The following is a 13,853-nucleotide window of genomic DNA, read 5'->3' as shown; positions in this document are numbered from 1 at the left end:
AAATCATGTTCGACACCATCATTCTTCTCACCGGCAGCCGCGACCAGCAGCTCGCATTGTCGGAGCTCCTGCGGGCGCACAACCCTGCCCTCGCCTTCCGTTTCGCGGTCAGCCTGCAGGACATCGAAGCCATCGAGCGCGACGTGCTCGGCAGATCCCGCCTGCTTGCCTTCACGACCGGCGTCATCGTGCCCGCCGCCATCCTTCAGGCGCTCGGCCACGGCGCCTACAATTTTCATCCAGGCCCGCCGGATTATCCCGGTTGGGCACCGGCCCATTTCGCGATGTACGACGGTGCGACGCGCTTCGGCGCGACGGCCCATGCGATGGAGACCCGGGTCGACTGCGGCGCGATCGTCGGTGTCGAGACGTTCGACATCCCGCAAGGCGTGGATGTCCGCGGCTTGGAGCAGATGACGTTCGTGCGGCTCGCCTATCTGTTCTGGCGGATGTCGCGCGACCTCGCCTGCCATGCCGGCCCGCTGCCGGCACTCGGCACCGGTTGGAGCGGCGCGAAGAGCACCCGGCAGATGTACGCCGCCATGTGCGACATGCCCGTCGACATCGATCCGGCCGAAATGGCGCGCCGCATCCGCGCCTTTCACGACGATTTCCGCGGCATTCCACTGACCCTCAACCTGCACGGCACACGGTTTCAGCTCATGCGCGCCGCGGACGCTGTCGGCGAGCCGATGACGGTTGACGCACCGGCGCTGGCGCTCGCATCGTGACTAGCGCTTGAGCGGCTTGATCACGGTCTGGTCGAGCCGCGTTTCCCAGCCGTGACGTTCCAACTCGGGATCGTCATGCTCCTCCTGCGGCCAGCCGACGCAGAGATACGCAATCAGGCTCCAGTCGGACGGCAACTCGAGTTCACGACAGACAGCCGCCGGGTCCAGGATCGACACCCAGCCGACGCCGAGACCTTCCGCGCGCGCTGCCAGCCAGAACGTCTGGATCGCGGCCACCACCGAGTAGCGGAGCGTTTCCGGCATCGTGGCGCGGCCGAGACGATGACCGGTGGCAGCGCCCTCGTCGGCACAGACTGCGAGATGAACCGGCGCCTGCGTCAAGCCTTCCAGCTTGAGGCTTGCATAGAGCGCGCGGCGCTCACCATCATAGCCGGCGAGCGCGGCCTGGTTCGCGTGCTGGAAGTTCTCGATGACCGTCGCGCGGCGTTCAGGGCTCTCGACGAGCACGAACCGCCAGGGCTGGCAGAAGCCGACGGATGGCGCATGGGACGCGAGCGCGAGCAACTGTTCGATCAGCTCTGGGGAGACCGGATCGGCGCGGAAACGGCGGACGTCGCGACGCCAGCGCACCAGCTCGGCAAAGCGCTGCCGGAATGTCGCGTCGAACTGCGGAGGGCTTCGGCCTGGCTCGCTCATGCGCCCTCCCCGCTCAGGACGTGCAGGAACGATCCGGTCACCGACCCGCGCCGGGCGCCGTGCTCGGCGACGACGCCGCCCGACGCATCGCGGCACGCGATCAGCGGATCGTCTGCCTCGCTCAGGATGGTTGCATAGTGGAATTCGTGACCGTGAACGACGGCCCCTCTTCCGCCGAGACTGCAGTCGGCCAAGAGCGTCGCTTGACGATAGCCGAGATGCAGGCGGCGGCGCGCGAACGACGTTTCCAGCGACAGCAGCCCGGCCATCGCATGCCGGACACCGTGAGCATCCTCGAGTCCTGTCCCCAGCGTCATGTAGCCGCCGCACTCACCGTGGATCGGCACGCCGCGTAACGCCATCGCGCGCAACGCATCGAGGAACGACCGCGCCGAGGCCAACCGTCCCGCGTGCAATTCGGGATAGCCGCCTGGCAGCCAGACCGCGTCGGCTGCGGGATCGGGAGCCTCGTCGTTCAACGGCGAGAACGGAATGGTCTCCGCGGCCTGAGCGCGCCAGTGCCGGAGGAGGTGCGGATAGCTGAACGAGAAGGCGGCATCTGCTGCGAACGCGATGCGCTGTCCGGGCGGTTTGAGGCCGAGGCTGGATGTCTGCGCCGCTAGATCGGGCGCGCGGATCGGGTTCGCGAGAGCGAGCAGCGCGTCGAGATCGACCGATCCGGTCACGCTGGCCGCGAGACGCTCGAGATGGGCCTCGATGGCCGTGATCTCCTGGGCCTGGACCAGGCCGAGATGACGTTCCGGCAAGGTCAATTGCGCGTCCCGCGCCAGAGCGCCGAGGACCTTGATTCCGATAGCCGCGAACGCCGGCTCGATGAGCGCTCGGTGGCGCTCGCTCGCGACCCGATTGAGGATCACCCCGGCCACGCGAACATCGTCGCGAAAACGCGCGCAGCCGAGCGCGACGGCGGCGGCCGTCTCGGTCTGCCCACTGACATCGAGAACGAGCACGACTGGCCAGCCGGTCAGGGCTGCGAGATCCGCGGCCGAGCCGCTGCCCGCGCGCCCGGGATGTGACGCACCATCGAACAGGCCCATGACGCCCTCGATGATGGCGATATCGGCGTCGGCGGCAACGCTGCAGGCAAGCCCGAGCAGTTGCCGCGCCGACATCGCCCAGCCGTCGAGATTGTAGCTCGTCCGTCCTGCAGCGGCCGTGTGATAGGCGAGATCGATATAGTCCGGGCCGCATTTGAAGGGTTGCACGCGCGCGCCGCGCCGGCTGAGCGCACGCAAGAGCCCGAGCGTGACCGTCGTCTTGCCGGCGCCGGAACGCGGCGCGGCGACGATGATTCCGTTGGGCGCCACCATGGTCATGGCCGCAACGCCGCCGAGGCATGGCAAAATGTGCTATGCGAACGGACATGAAGGAAACTGCGGATCCGCCGAACCAACCGCTGAAGCGTGGCTGGACGACCGGCAGCTGCGCCACGGCTGCGGCGCGCGCCGCCTACGAGCTGCTGATCACGGGCAACTGTCCTGCCATGGTCGAGATCGCCTTGCCCGGCGGGCGTCGCGTCGGCTTTGCGATCGCGATGCATGAGACCGACGGCACCAAGGCAACCGCGGGCGTCGTCAAGGACGCCGGCGACGATCCCGATGTCACGCACGGTGCGCTGGTCAAAGCGACTTTGCGGCGCGGTGCAGACAATTCCGGCGTGACGTTCCGCGCCGGCCCCGGCGTCGGCACAGTGACGCGACCGGGATTGCCGCTGCCGCCGGGAGAACCTGCGATCAATCCGGTGCCGCGCGAGATGATCGCGGCGGCGATCAATGAGGCCGCTGCCGCGCTCGGCGCGGCGCGCGATGTGGCCGTCGAGATCTCCATTCCCGGCGGCGAGGAGCTCGCCAGGAAGACGCTGAACCCGCGGCTCGGCATTGTCGGCGGCCTGTCGATCCTCGGCACCACGGGAATCGTGGTGCCGTTCAGTTGTGCTGCCTGGATCCACTCCATCTATCGCGGTATCGACGTCGCGCGCGCGGCTGGCCTGCCGCACATCGCTGGCGCGACGGGAAGCACGTCCGAGAAGGCCGTGCAGCAGCTCCATGGCCTGCCGGAGACGGCGCTGATCGACATGGGCGATTTCGCCGGCGGCATGTTGAAATATCTGCGCCGGCATCCGGTCGCCCGCGTCACCGTGGCCGGCGGCTTCGCCAAGATGACCAAGCTCGGCCAGGGCCTGCTCGACCTGCATTCGCGCGCCGGCGAGGTCGATCTCGGCTGGCTCGCGAACACGCTGCATGACGCGGGGGCGCCGGCCACGCTGGTCACGAGCGCACGCACGGCCAACACCGCGCTGCAGGTGCTGCAGGAGGCCGAGCGGGTCGGATTTCCCGCCGGCGAGGCCGTCGCGCTCGCCGCCTGGAAGACGGCGCGGCGTGCGCTGGGCGACAACGACATGGCCCTCGACGTCGCCGTGTTCGACCGTGACGGCCGGCTGGTGGGACAAAGTCAGGGACCGGCTCATTCGCCCCTCCCGCGGAAGCGCCGCTGATAGCCGGTATCGTACAGCGCGCTGTCGCGAAAATCCTCGGCTGCGAGCGCGCGGCCCACGAGGATCAGCGCGGTCCGCTCCACGGCGGAAGCCGCGGCTTGTCCGACGATCGTCGCCAGCGTGCCGGTCAGGACCAACTGATCCGGCCAGCTCGCGCGATAGACGATCGCCACCGGACAGTCGTCGCCGTAATGCGGCCGCAGCTCGTCAACGACTTTATCGAGAACGTGGATCGAGAGATGGATGGCGAGCGTGGCGCGCGACTGCGCGAACAGCGAGAGCTGCTCCGTCTCCGGCATGGCCGACGCGCGGCCGGACGTCCGCGTGAGCACCACCGATTGGGCGAGGCCCGGCAAGGTCAGTTCGCGGCCAAGCGCGGCGGCAGCCGCCGCGAACGACGGTACGCCCGGTGTGATCGTGTAGGGGATCCGCAATGCATCGAGGCGCCGCAATTGCTCGCCGAGCGCGCTCCAGATCGAGAGATCGCCGGAATGCAGTCGCGCCACATCTTCGCCCGCGAGCGTGGCGCGCTCGATTTCGGCGACGATCTCGTCGAGCGACATCGGTGCCGTGTCGACGATACGCGCGCCGGGTGGACAATGATCGAGCAGCGCCCGAGGGACCAGCGAGCCCGCATAGAGACACACCGGGCAGCGCGCGATCAGGTCGCGGCCGCGCAAGGTGATCAGGTCCGGCGCGCCTGGACCCGCGCCAACGAAATGCACCGTCATGAGGCAGGCTCCGCAACAATGGCGCCGTCGCCCTCCGCCACCGCGCAGGTCGCTACGGCGTTTGCGACGCGCGCGAGAATCAGCCGGGCATTCACGCCAGCGGCAGCGAGCGCCGCCGTCTCGGCAACCGAAGGTACACCCTTCAAGCACCTGACGCGATCGCTCCGCGTGATCGCGCGATCGGCAACAGCCGCCATGTCAGCAGAGGCGATGGCGACGAGCGGACGGCCAAGCCGCTGCGCGGCGCAGATCACGCCAGGCTCACTGGCCTTGTCAGCCGCAGTGGCGAGCACCGCCACGTCTGCGGGCGCGAGGCGCGCAAGCGAGAGCGCATGCGCGATGACCGCCTCGATATCTGCGACGTCGGCGGCACGCCGGCAACCAATCCCGAGCGCGATCATGGCTTCGTCACCCGCCACTGCGTGATCGGCATGGCCTGCCGCCAGCCATGCATGCGGCCAACCGGCTCGATGCGCGAAACGGCGATGCGGATCAGTTCACCGCCATGCTGGCCGAACAACGCGCTCAGCCGCGTCTCGCCTTCGAGCGACACCACGTTGGCGACGAGGCGGCCGCCGGGTTTCAGCCGCGACCAGACGGCTTCGAACACCCCCGCTTCCGAAATGCCGCCGCCGATGAAGACCGCATCCGGCGTTTCGAGATCCGCCAGCACCGCTGGCGCGCGCCCCGTCACCAGTGTCAGCTCGGGAGTGCCGAGCGCCAGCGCGTTGCGCATCGCCCGGTCGGCCCGGTCCTGGCGCGCCTCGATGCCGATTGCGCGCAACGAGCCATGACGCAGCAGCCACTCGATTGCCACCGAACCCGAGCCCAGCCCGACGTCCCACAACAGCTCGCCCGGACGCGGCGCCAGGGCCGACAACGTCACGGCGCGGACCTCGCGCTTGGTCAACTGGCCGTCATGCTCGAACAGGTCATCGGCAAGACCGGCGGTCAGCGGGATCACGGGCGCATCAACCTCCGCTTCGACATCGATCGCGATCGTCGTCAGCGGATGAATATCAGAGAGATCGAACGCGTCGGCCGACGCGCTGCGCACCCGTTCGTGCGCGCCGCCGATCGCTTCCAGCACCGTCAGGCGCGAGCGTCCCATGCGGCGTGAGGTCAGCAGCGCGGCGAGCCGTGCGGCAGTGGAACCGTCCCAGGCCAGGGCCAGAATGCGCGCCGCCGGCGCGAGATGGCGGATGATCCCTTCGAGCAGGCGGCCGTGCAGCGTCACCTGCGTCACATCCTGCAGCGGCCAGCCGAGCCGTGCCGCTGCGAGGCTGAAGGCCGAGGGCTGCGGGACGCAAAGCATCTCGGCGGACGCGAAACGCTGCATCAGCTGCTTGCCGACGCCGTAGTTGAAAGGATCGCCGCTTGCGAGAACGACGACGGGCTCTCCCCGTCGCGCCGCGATCTGGTCGAACGCGAGCTTCAGCGGGCTGGGCCAGGCCAGCCGTTCCCCCGCAATCAACGGCGCCGCAAGCTCGAGATGGCGCGCGCCGCCGACCACGAGCGCCGCCTGCGCGATGAGACGTCGTGCAGACGTTGAGAGACCGTCAACACCATCCTCGCCAATCCCGACGATGGACAGCCAGCGCTGCGCGTTGCAAGTTGCGGCCGAGTTCACCATGGACCCTGCCCCGCATGCGCATCCTCATTCTCGGCGGGACGACCGAGGCTTCGGAGCTGGCGAAGCTGCTCGCCGGCGACGACCGGTTCGCTGCGACGCTCTCGCTCGCCGGCCGCACCGCTTCGCCCAAACCGCAGCCGCTGCCGACGCGCATCGGCTGCTTCGGCGGCATCGCCGGACTGGAAGCCTGGCTGCGCGATCATGCAATTGACGCCGTCGTCGATGCCACGCATCCCTACGCCGACCAGATCTCGCGACATGCGGTTGCAGCCTGCCATGCGCTGTCGGTGCCGCTGGCGTCGATCCGGCGCGCGGCATGGCAACGTCAGGACGGCGACCGCTGGATCGAGGTCAGCAGTGCCGACGACGCGGCTTCCGCGCTCGGAGCAGATACGGCGCGTGTGTTCCTCAGCCTTGGTCGCCTGGAGCTCGCAGCCTTCGCAGCAGCCCCTCAGCATCACTACGTCGCGCGAACCATCGATCCGCCTGGCGACGTCGCGTTGCCGCCCGACATTCGCTTCGTCCACGATCGCGGGCCGTTCGACGAGGCGACAGAGGAAGCCTTTCTGACCCAGGAGCGCATCGCCTTCGTGGTGTCGAAGAACTCCGGAGGCGCCGCGACCTATCCGAAGATCGCAGCCGCGCGGCGGCTCGCGATTCCCGTGGTGATGATCGCCCGACCCGACAAGCCGCAGGGCGTCGCGCTGGGCGGCGCGCGAGCCGCGTTGCAATGGCTGGAGGCACGACTGGCTCATGCGCCGCCCTCGACCTCGCGGCGCAGCGTATAGACGTAGGGCGCCTTTCCCTCGCGCGCGATCAGGCGCGTGGCGGTCGATCCGATCAGCACGAGCGTTCGCATGTCCGCCTTGCCGGGATCGACCTCACCCAAGGTGGTGATGATCCGTCGGACATCACCACTGCCGGCGGCCCGCACCATGACGACGACGGTCGACTCCGGCTTGATCCGCCGCAACAGCGCGAACGCCTCGCCCAGCTGATGAGGTCGCGCCTTGGACAGCGGATTATACAGCGCGATGACGAAGTCGGCGGCGGCAGCCGCCTCGAGGCGGCGGCGGATGGTCGTCCAGCTCTTGAGATTGTCGGACAGCGAGATCGCGCAGAAGTCGCCACCGAGCGGCGCCCCGACCTCGGCCGCCGCCGCCAGCATCGCGGTGACACCAGGCTCAACGCGGATGTCGAGGTCACGCCACGCCGCCGGTCCCGCCTCGACCGCTTCGAACACCGCCGCGGCCATCGCGAACACGCCGGGATCACCGCCCGACACCACCGCGACCTGCTTGCCGTCGCTTGCGAGCGCGAGTGCGTGGCGGGCGCGGTCGAGCTCGACGCGATTGTCGCTGGCGTGCCGGATTTGACCCGGACTCGTCGTGGTCACCCTGTCGAGATACGGTCCATAGCCGATCAGATCGGTCGCGCCTGCGATGGCGGCCGCGGCGGCCGGCGTGATCAGTTCGGCCCGCCCCGGGCCGACGCCCACGATCGTCAGCGTACCCGTCATAGCCGACGCCCTTGTCCGGGGATCAGGATCATCGAGAAATAGGGGCCGCGGTCCAGTTCCACCTCGGCCAGCGGCGCGACACGTTGCGCCTCCATCGTGCCGCGCTCGACATAGAGCGCGCGATCGAGCAATCCGGCGCTGATGATCGCGCGCTTCACTTTAGCAAGGTTGCGCCCGACCTTCATGATGACGGCGGCCTCGCAACGCGTCAGCCGGTCATGCAGGACGTCCTCGCCCAGCGTGCCCGGCAGCACGGACAGGACATCGTCGCCCCAGGTGATGGGAACATTGGCCTTGGTCCAGCAGCCGGACATGCCGGTGACGCCCGGGACGACCTCGACCGGATGATCGCGCTCGAGCCGCCGCCACATATGCATGAACGAGCCGTAGAAGAACGGGTCGCCTTCGGACAGCAGACCGACCGATCGCCCCGCCGCAAGATGCGCGGTGATGCTCTCCGACGCGCGCCGGTAGAAATCGGCGATCTGGGACTGATAGGACAAGTCGGCGACGGGCAATTCCTCCGTGACCGGATATTCGAGCCGCAGCTCGTGGCGGCCGGATTCCATCAACGGCGCCACGATCCGTCGCGCGTTGCCTTCCATGCCGCGCTTGGCAAAGAACGCCACCACATCGACGGACCGAACCAGACCAGCGGCGCGCAAGGTCAGATAGCGAACGTCGCCCGGACCGACGCCGATGCCGTACAGCGTACCCGGATCGGCCGAGCCCGCGATGGTGTCGAGCAGGATCATTCGACGTCGCTCGCGATCGCATTCACCGCCGCAACCGCCATGGCGCTGCCGCCCTTGCGGCCCTTGACGACCAGATACGGTACCCGACCATCGGCCGCGAGCGCCTCCTTGGACTCGCGGGCTCCCACGAACCCCACAGCCGTTCCGATCACCGCCGCCGGTCGCGGCGCGCCCTGATCGAGCATGTCGAGCAGATGAAACAACGACGTCGGCGCATTGCCGATCGCCACCAGGGCGCCGCCGAGATGCGGCCGCCACAGCTCCAGCGCTGCTGCGGATCGGGTCGTGCCGAGCTGCGCGGCGAGCGCCGGCACCTCGTGCGCATCGAGCGTGCAGATGATCTCGTTCCTCGCCGGCAACCGCGCCCGCGTGATCCCCTGCGCCACCATCTTGGCATCGCACAGGATCGGCGCGCCACGATCGAGCGCCTCCCGCGCCGCGGCGGCGAAATGTTCGGACATCGCGATGTCGGAGGTGATCTCGACCATGCCGCAGGCATGGATGATACGCACGGCGATCTTCTCTTCCAGTCCGCGGAAGCGCGACAGATCGGCCTCGGCGCGGATGGTCGCGAACGAGCGGCGATAGATCTCCGCGCCGTCCTTGATGTAGTCGCGCAGCTCAGACATCGGCCTTTTCTTTCGTTTCGAACAGCCCGTCGACGTCGATCTCGGTGGGATCGAGCATGCCGCAGGGCTCGCTCTTCACCGTGCCGTTGCGGACGACGTGATAACCTTCGCCCTCGCCGACCAGCACGACGTCCGCGGCTGCCGAGCGTGCGCAGCCCTTGGCGCAGCCGGAGACGTGCAGCGTGCCGTTGAATCCGGTCCGAGCCATCGCATCCGCGAGCAGGCCGGCATGCTGTCGCGTCGCCAATCCGGTCGATGGACAGCAGCCGACGCCCGAGCAGGCGTCGATGCGCATCAGTGGATCGGCATCGTCGACGACCAGGCCGAGCCGGGCGGCATCCGCCGCCAGTTGCTCCGCGGTCACGGCACCCGCGGCGACATACAGCGCGCGCCATGGTGACAAGCGGACCTCGGCGACATCGTGTACCGCAAGCATGGCCGCAAGCCGCGCCAGCGTGCCGCTATCAATACGGCCGAACGGCACGCCGAGACCGACGGCGCAGGTTTGATCCGTCAGAGCGATGACGCCGCAACGTCGCTGCGAAATGGTTGCTGACGCCGTCGCGACGGCGTTTGAAACATCGAGGCCCAGTTCGGCGCGGATGGCAGCGCTCGCTTGCGGCTGCAACGTCGCGGAACGTTGCGTCGGGCTGTGTTGCAGCACCAGCCGCGCGAGGTGAACGGCCGTCGACGCCGCGTCGGTCACGGCTGCCGTTCCCAGCCACACATCGTCGTTCGAACCGGCAATGCCGACGGCGATCCGCCTCGCCTCAGTACCACCACAGGCGACGAGACGAACGTCCGCGGCGAGCCCGGTCAGCGGCAGCCTGCCGCCACCGTCCAGCGCAAAGCCGAACTTGGGCGGCAGCGCATGGAGCGCCTGATCCGAGGCCAGCAGCGTCTCCAGCTCGGCGGCGACGGGGCGCATGTCGACCCATTCGGCCGGGTCGAGTCCCGCCAGCGGGTTGACGACGATGTTGCGGATGGCCTCGAGCTCGGCGCTGTCATCGAGCAGGCCGAGCGATGCCATCAGCTCCCACAGCGGCGCGAGCGTCTCGGACGATACGCCGCGTATTTGCAGATTGGCGCGGCGCGTGAGGTCGATCTGGCCGTTGCCGTAGCGCCGAGCGGCCTCGGCAAGCTCACGCAGCGCCGACACCGGCAACGCGCCGCCATGCGGCCGGACACGAACGATGAGGCCGTCGCCGCTCGGCATCGGCCGCCGCGCGCCCGGGCACCAGCCCTTGATCTCGACCGAGGCGGTCATGACGCGCTCTCCGCTTGCGTCAGGCGCGTGCGGGCATGCGCAAGCTCATCGGCGACGGCATTTCGGCGTGGCACCCACAGCTGCCGACGCAGCGCGTCTTCGAATCGCGCCACGATCGCGGCGACGGCCGCGGGATTGCGTGCGGTCATGCCGTCCAGCACGGCCTCGTCACGCAGCAGCGCGCCATGCGCCAGATCGAACAGGTGCTCGGCAACGGTGTCGGAGGTAGCCGCAAAGGCGTAGAGCGCGTCGACGCCCTGCGCGATCTCGGCGACGCCGCGATAGCCATGCGCGAGCATTCCCGAGATCCAGCGCGGATTGGTGAGACGGCCGCGCACCACGCGGACAATCTCCTCGCTGAAGCTCCGCGCCGCGGGCGCCTCCGGACGGCTGGTGTCGAGATGCAGCAGAACGGGCGACGCGCCGAGCGACGCTGCAGCGGCGGCGAAGCCTCCGGCGAAGTCGGCGACCTCCTCGCCATCGAGCAGGTCGCGCTCCCGATCGTCCTGCGGATGCACGAGGGCATCGGCGCTGCGGACGCGGGCGCGGAACGTGTCGGAGGCCGACACGCCGTCATGCGCTCCGCCGAAACTGTAAGCGGTGCTCTCAAGATACGCTTCGCCGAGCTGCGACCGGCTCGTCCAGTCCATCCCGAGCGCGAGGTCGGCGGCAACGGCGCCGTAGCTGCCGGGCGCGCCGCCGAACACGCGCGCCAGGCTCTCGCCGCGCCGCCGTGCCGCGGCCAGCGGATTGTCGGCATCGTCCTCGTCGAGTGACGCCACCTTCTGCACGGCGAGATCGAACAGCGCGATCTGCGCTTCGAACAGGTCGCGGAACAGCCCCGAGATCCGCAGCGTCGCATCGACGCGCGGGCGGTCGAGCATCGCCAACGGCAGCACGTCGACGCCGGTGACCCGATTGGAGTTGAGGTCCCAGCGCGGCCGCGCGCCGAGATAAGCCAAGGCCTGGGCCAGATCGTCGCCGCCCGTGCGCAGCGATGCGGACGCCCAGAGATCGAGCATGAGCGCGCGCGGGTAGTCGCCATGATCCTGCAAATAGCGCCGGATCACCTCATCAGCCGCGCGTACGCCGACCAGGGCCGCGGTCCGGGTCGGGATCGCGCGCTGATCGATCGCGGTCAGATTGCGGCCCGTGGGCAGCACGTCGAGACGGCCGCGGCTCGGCGCGCCGGCAGGACCGGCAGCGACGCGGCGACCGTCGAGTGCCGCGAGCAACGCGCTGCGTTCGGCCGCAGCGCTCGCGGCGATCCGTGCGGCGATGTCGGCGCGATCGACCGTCACCGCCTGCCCCATCGCCGCCGTGATCGCATCGGCCAGCAGGGCGGTCGCCGCCGTGTCGGGCGCCTCCCCAAACACATGCAGGCGGTCGCGCACCGCGAGCTCCTTGATGTCGCAGAGCTGCGCGTCGAGCTGCGCGATCGCCTCGCGTCCGGTCATGGCACGGTCGAGCCCGCAATCGGCGGCCAAGCCGCCCTGCCAGGCCCGCGCGACGATTTCCTCCTCGAGCAGTTTCAGGCGGCGTTTGTCGAGGCCATCCGCCTCGGCATATTCCTCGACCAGCCCCTCCAGCTCCAGCAGGGATCCGTGCAGACCGGCCTGCGACAGCGGCGGCGTCAGATGCCCGAGCGTCAGTGCCGACAACCGCCGCTTGGCCTGCATCGCTTCGCCGGGATTGTTGACGATGAAGGGGTAGATCACCGGCAGCGGGCCCAGTACGGCGTCGGGCCAGCACGCATTTGACAGCGCCAGCGCCTTGCCCGGCAGCCATTCCAGCGTGCCATGCGCACCAAGATGGATCAGCGCATCGATCCGCTCGGCCTCTCGCAGATATGCATAGAGCGCGACATAGGCGTGCCGCGGCGGCACGCTGGTGTCGTGATAACCGGACTTGCGATCGGCGCGACTGCCACGATCCGGTTGCAACAAGATCAGGAGTTTTCCCGCACGCAGCACCGGAAAATGGAAGGCGCCATCCCGGAACGCCGGGTCCGCTTCCGCCTCTCCCCAGATGTCATGTAGCGCACGCTGCAGATCGTCCGGCAACGGCGCCAGAGCACACCGATAGGCCGCGAGCGGCACCACGAGCTGATCTGCCTCGTCCCGCAGCAGCGTTTCGATATCGTCCGCAGTCGGCGCTACACGGCCGATATCGTACCCCGCCTCCGCCAACAACCGCGCAATGGCGGCTGCGCTTGCGCTGGTGTCGAGACCGACGGCGTAGCCGCAACGCCCGCCGCGCGACGGATAATCGGAGAGTACCAGCGCCACGCGCCGCTCGCTGGCCGGCAGCCCCCGCAATTGCGCCCATCGCGCCGCCAGTTGCGCGACGTAAGCAATGCGGTCCTGTTGAGGCACATAGCGCATCGCGCTGAACTGCAGACGCTCATCCGCCGGCGCCTCGCCCTTGAACGCAATCGGGCGCGCCAACAGCCGGCCGTCGAGCTCCGGTAGCACGACATTCATCGCAAGGTCCGTCGGCGACAGTCCGCGCACCGACGAGGCCCAGGCCTCTTCCGTGCTCTGCGCCTGGATGATTTGCAGAACTGGTGCATCGGCCACGTCGAGCACCGTGGTGCCGTCGTCGCGCAGCGCCGAGAACGCGGTGGCGTTCAAAATGATCGCAGGACGCCGGCGCTGGACGAGTCGCGCCAGTGCATCCCCAATATTGGGATCCTTCAGGCTGGTCACCGCGACCGCGACTGCCGCCAGCCCTTTGGCTTCGATCACCCGCATCAGCTCAGCAATCCCGGCCGTATCGGCAGCGAGCAGGCTCGCACGGTAGAACACGATCAGCGCGCTCGGCCGCGCATCATCATGGCTGCAGAGATCATCGATGCCGACGGCTCCGCGATCGGGCATGAAGCCGACGATCGAACCGATCGCGATCGGTTCGGCAAACTGCGCGTCGCGCCCGAGCAGCGTCGCGAGATAGCGCAGGGCCTCGCGCGCATTGCCGACCCCGCCCTCGTGCAGATAACCGTAGAGACGCGAGGTCGCGTCCTGCGGCAAGGTCGAGAGCTCAGCAAGCCTGTCGTCGGCGCGATCGTCACCCGGCAGTGCCGCGAACAGGATGTGGCGGCTGCGGCAGACCGATGCGATGCGCTCCAGCCCGTAGCGCCAATAGTCGAGCCCGCCGAGACAGCGCACGACGACGGCGCGCGCGCCCAGCACGACGCGGTCGACATAGAGATCGACCGACATCGGATGCTTCAGCCGTTTCAAGCTGGCGAGGCGCAGGCTCGGCAGGTCATCCGACGACACGGTCCAGGCTTCGGCCAGCGCCGACAGGTCGGTGTCCGAGAACGACAGCACGACGATCTCGGCCGGCGACTGTGCAAGATCCACGGCCTGTTCGAGGTCGTCGAGATCCGCGCCCGTCGTCGCCAGCAGGTGCAT

Annotated in this window: 13 protein-coding genes; 3 read left to right on the top strand and 10 right to left on the bottom strand. The window is 68.8% G+C overall.

Translation table 11 applies throughout. The annotated features are described in order from the left end of the window. Positions 1-5 precede the first annotated feature (5 nt). Positions 6-731 (top strand): formyltransferase family protein, encoded by a 726-nt coding sequence (locus QX073_RS11475; protein ID WP_316166968.1) that lies wholly within the window; start codon positions 6-8, stop codon positions 729-731. Here the strand turns inward: QX073_RS11475 and bluB are convergent, their stop codons facing one another. Continuing rightward, positions 732-1,388, bottom strand: coding sequence for a 5,6-dimethylbenzimidazole synthase (gene bluB, locus QX073_RS11470; RefSeq protein WP_315718446.1), 657 nt, complete (start codon positions 1,386-1,388; stop codon positions 732-734). After that, the gene (locus tag QX073_RS11465) at positions 1,385-2,725 is read right to left on the bottom strand and encodes a cobyrinate a,c-diamide synthase (RefSeq protein ID WP_316225770.1); all 1,341 of its coding nucleotides are present in this window, start codon (positions 2,723-2,725) and stop codon (positions 1,385-1,387) included. Before QX073_RS11465 ends, bluB begins: the two co-directional genes overlap by 4 nt. A 47-nt stretch (positions 2,726-2,772) precedes the next feature. On the opposite strand from QX073_RS11465, the gene QX073_RS11460 reads away from it, so the two are divergent. Continuing rightward, positions 2,773-3,903, top strand: coding sequence for a cobalt-precorrin-5B (C(1))-methyltransferase (locus tag QX073_RS11460; protein WP_316225769.1), 1,131 nt, complete (start codon positions 2,773-2,775; stop codon positions 3,901-3,903). On the opposite strand, the gene cobM is transcribed toward QX073_RS11460, so the two are convergent. Genes cobM through cbiE form a run of 3 tightly spaced genes read right to left on the bottom strand, consistent with a single transcriptional unit; the run spans position 3,873 to position 6,267 of the window. Beyond that, complete coding sequence (gene cobM, locus QX073_RS11455) at positions 3,873-4,634, bottom strand: precorrin-4 C(11)-methyltransferase (protein ID WP_315754514.1); 762 nt, start codon at positions 4,632-4,634, stop codon at positions 3,873-3,875. The two genes, QX073_RS11460 and cobM, sit on opposite strands and share 31 nt — an antisense overlap. Then, on the bottom strand, positions 4,631-5,035 hold the full coding sequence (locus QX073_RS11450) for a cobalamin biosynthesis protein (protein ID WP_316166972.1): 405 nt from the start codon (positions 5,033-5,035) through the stop codon (positions 4,631-4,633). Before QX073_RS11450 ends, cobM begins: the two co-directional genes overlap by 4 nt. Then, entirely contained in the window at positions 5,032-6,267 is a 1,236-nt protein-coding gene (gene cbiE, locus QX073_RS11445) for a precorrin-6y C5,15-methyltransferase (decarboxylating) subunit CbiE (protein ID WP_316225768.1), read from the bottom strand. The genes QX073_RS11450 and cbiE overlap by 4 nt, the downstream gene beginning before the upstream one ends. Positions 6,268-6,281: 14 nt before the next feature. Between cbiE and QX073_RS11440 the strand changes: the two genes are divergently transcribed. Beyond that, on the top strand, positions 6,282-7,055 hold the full coding sequence (locus QX073_RS11440) for a cobalt-precorrin-6A reductase (protein ID WP_316225767.1): 774 nt from the start codon (positions 6,282-6,284) through the stop codon (positions 7,053-7,055). Here QX073_RS11440 and cobJ read toward each other — a convergent pair. Genes cobJ through cobN form a run of 5 tightly spaced genes read right to left on the bottom strand, consistent with a single transcriptional unit; the run spans position 7,019 to position 13,853 of the window. Further along, entirely contained in the window at positions 7,019-7,786 is a 768-nt protein-coding gene (cobJ, locus tag QX073_RS11435; protein ID WP_316225766.1) for a precorrin-3B C(17)-methyltransferase, read from the bottom strand. The two genes, QX073_RS11440 and cobJ, sit on opposite strands and share 37 nt — an antisense overlap. Then, entirely contained in the window at positions 7,783-8,541 is a 759-nt protein-coding gene (locus QX073_RS11430) for a precorrin-2 C(20)-methyltransferase (protein WP_316171922.1), read from the bottom strand. The genes cobJ and QX073_RS11430 overlap by 4 nt, the downstream gene beginning before the upstream one ends. Beyond that, positions 8,538-9,170, bottom strand: a complete 633-nt coding sequence (locus QX073_RS11425; RefSeq protein WP_316171921.1) for a precorrin-8X methylmutase — start codon at positions 9,168-9,170, stop codon at positions 8,538-8,540. The genes QX073_RS11430 and QX073_RS11425 overlap by 4 nt, the downstream gene beginning before the upstream one ends. Next, positions 9,163-10,437 carry a precorrin-3B synthase gene (gene cobG / locus QX073_RS11420; protein WP_316184484.1) on the bottom strand — a complete coding sequence of 425 codons (1,275 nt, stop codon included), beginning with the start codon at positions 10,435-10,437 and terminating at the stop codon, positions 9,163-9,165. The genes QX073_RS11425 and cobG overlap by 8 nt, the downstream gene beginning before the upstream one ends. Continuing rightward, entirely contained in the window at positions 10,434-13,853 is a 3,420-nt protein-coding gene (gene cobN / locus QX073_RS11415; RefSeq protein ID WP_316225765.1) for a cobaltochelatase subunit CobN, read from the bottom strand. Before cobN ends, cobG begins: the two co-directional genes overlap by 4 nt.

It is taken from the genome of Bradyrhizobium sp. SZCCHNS3052 (genome assembly GCF_032484495.1).
Lineage (GTDB): Bacteria > Pseudomonadota > Alphaproteobacteria > Rhizobiales > Xanthobacteraceae > Bradyrhizobium.
This window is presented reverse-complemented; position numbering and strand designations above follow the sequence as displayed.

What these genes read in the sequence shown, in the direction of transcription:
- QX073_RS11475 (WP_316166968.1), top strand. Translation starts at nt 6, where the DNA reads ATGTTCGACACCATCATTCTTCTCACCGGCAGCCGCGACCAGCAGCTC.
- bluB (WP_315718446.1), bottom strand. Translation starts at nt 1,388, where the DNA reads ATGAGCGAGCCAGGCCGAAGCCCTCCGCAGTTCGACGCGACATTCCGG.
- QX073_RS11465 (WP_316225770.1), bottom strand. Translation starts at nt 2,725, where the DNA reads ATGACCATGGTGGCGCCCAACGGAATCATCGTCGCCGCGCCGCGTTCC.
- QX073_RS11460 (WP_316225769.1), top strand. Translation starts at nt 2,773, where the DNA reads ATGAAGGAAACTGCGGATCCGCCGAACCAACCGCTGAAGCGTGGCTGG.
- cobM (WP_315754514.1), bottom strand. Translation starts at nt 4,634, where the DNA reads ATGACGGTGCATTTCGTTGGCGCGGGTCCAGGCGCGCCGGACCTGATC.
- QX073_RS11450 (WP_316166972.1), bottom strand. Translation starts at nt 5,035, where the DNA reads ATGATCGCGCTCGGGATTGGTTGCCGGCGTGCCGCCGACGTCGCAGAT.
- cbiE (WP_316225768.1), bottom strand. Translation starts at nt 6,267, where the DNA reads ATGGTGAACTCGGCCGCAACTTGCAACGCGCAGCGCTGGCTGTCCATC.
- QX073_RS11440 (WP_316225767.1), top strand. Translation starts at nt 6,282, where the DNA reads ATGCGCATCCTCATTCTCGGCGGGACGACCGAGGCTTCGGAGCTGGCG.
- cobJ (WP_316225766.1), bottom strand. Translation starts at nt 7,786, where the DNA reads ATGACGGGTACGCTGACGATCGTGGGCGTCGGCCCGGGGCGGGCCGAA.
- QX073_RS11430 (WP_316171922.1), bottom strand. Translation starts at nt 8,541, where the DNA reads ATGATCCTGCTCGACACCATCGCGGGCTCGGCCGATCCGGGTACGCTG.
- QX073_RS11425 (WP_316171921.1), bottom strand. Translation starts at nt 9,170, where the DNA reads ATGTCTGAGCTGCGCGACTACATCAAGGACGGCGCGGAGATCTATCGC.
- cobG (WP_316184484.1), bottom strand. Translation starts at nt 10,437, where the DNA reads ATGACCGCCTCGGTCGAGATCAAGGGCTGGTGCCCGGGCGCGCGGCGG.
- cobN (WP_316225765.1), bottom strand. Translation starts at nt 13,853, where the DNA reads ATGCACCTGCTGGCGACGACGGGCGCGGATCTCGACGACCTCGAACAG.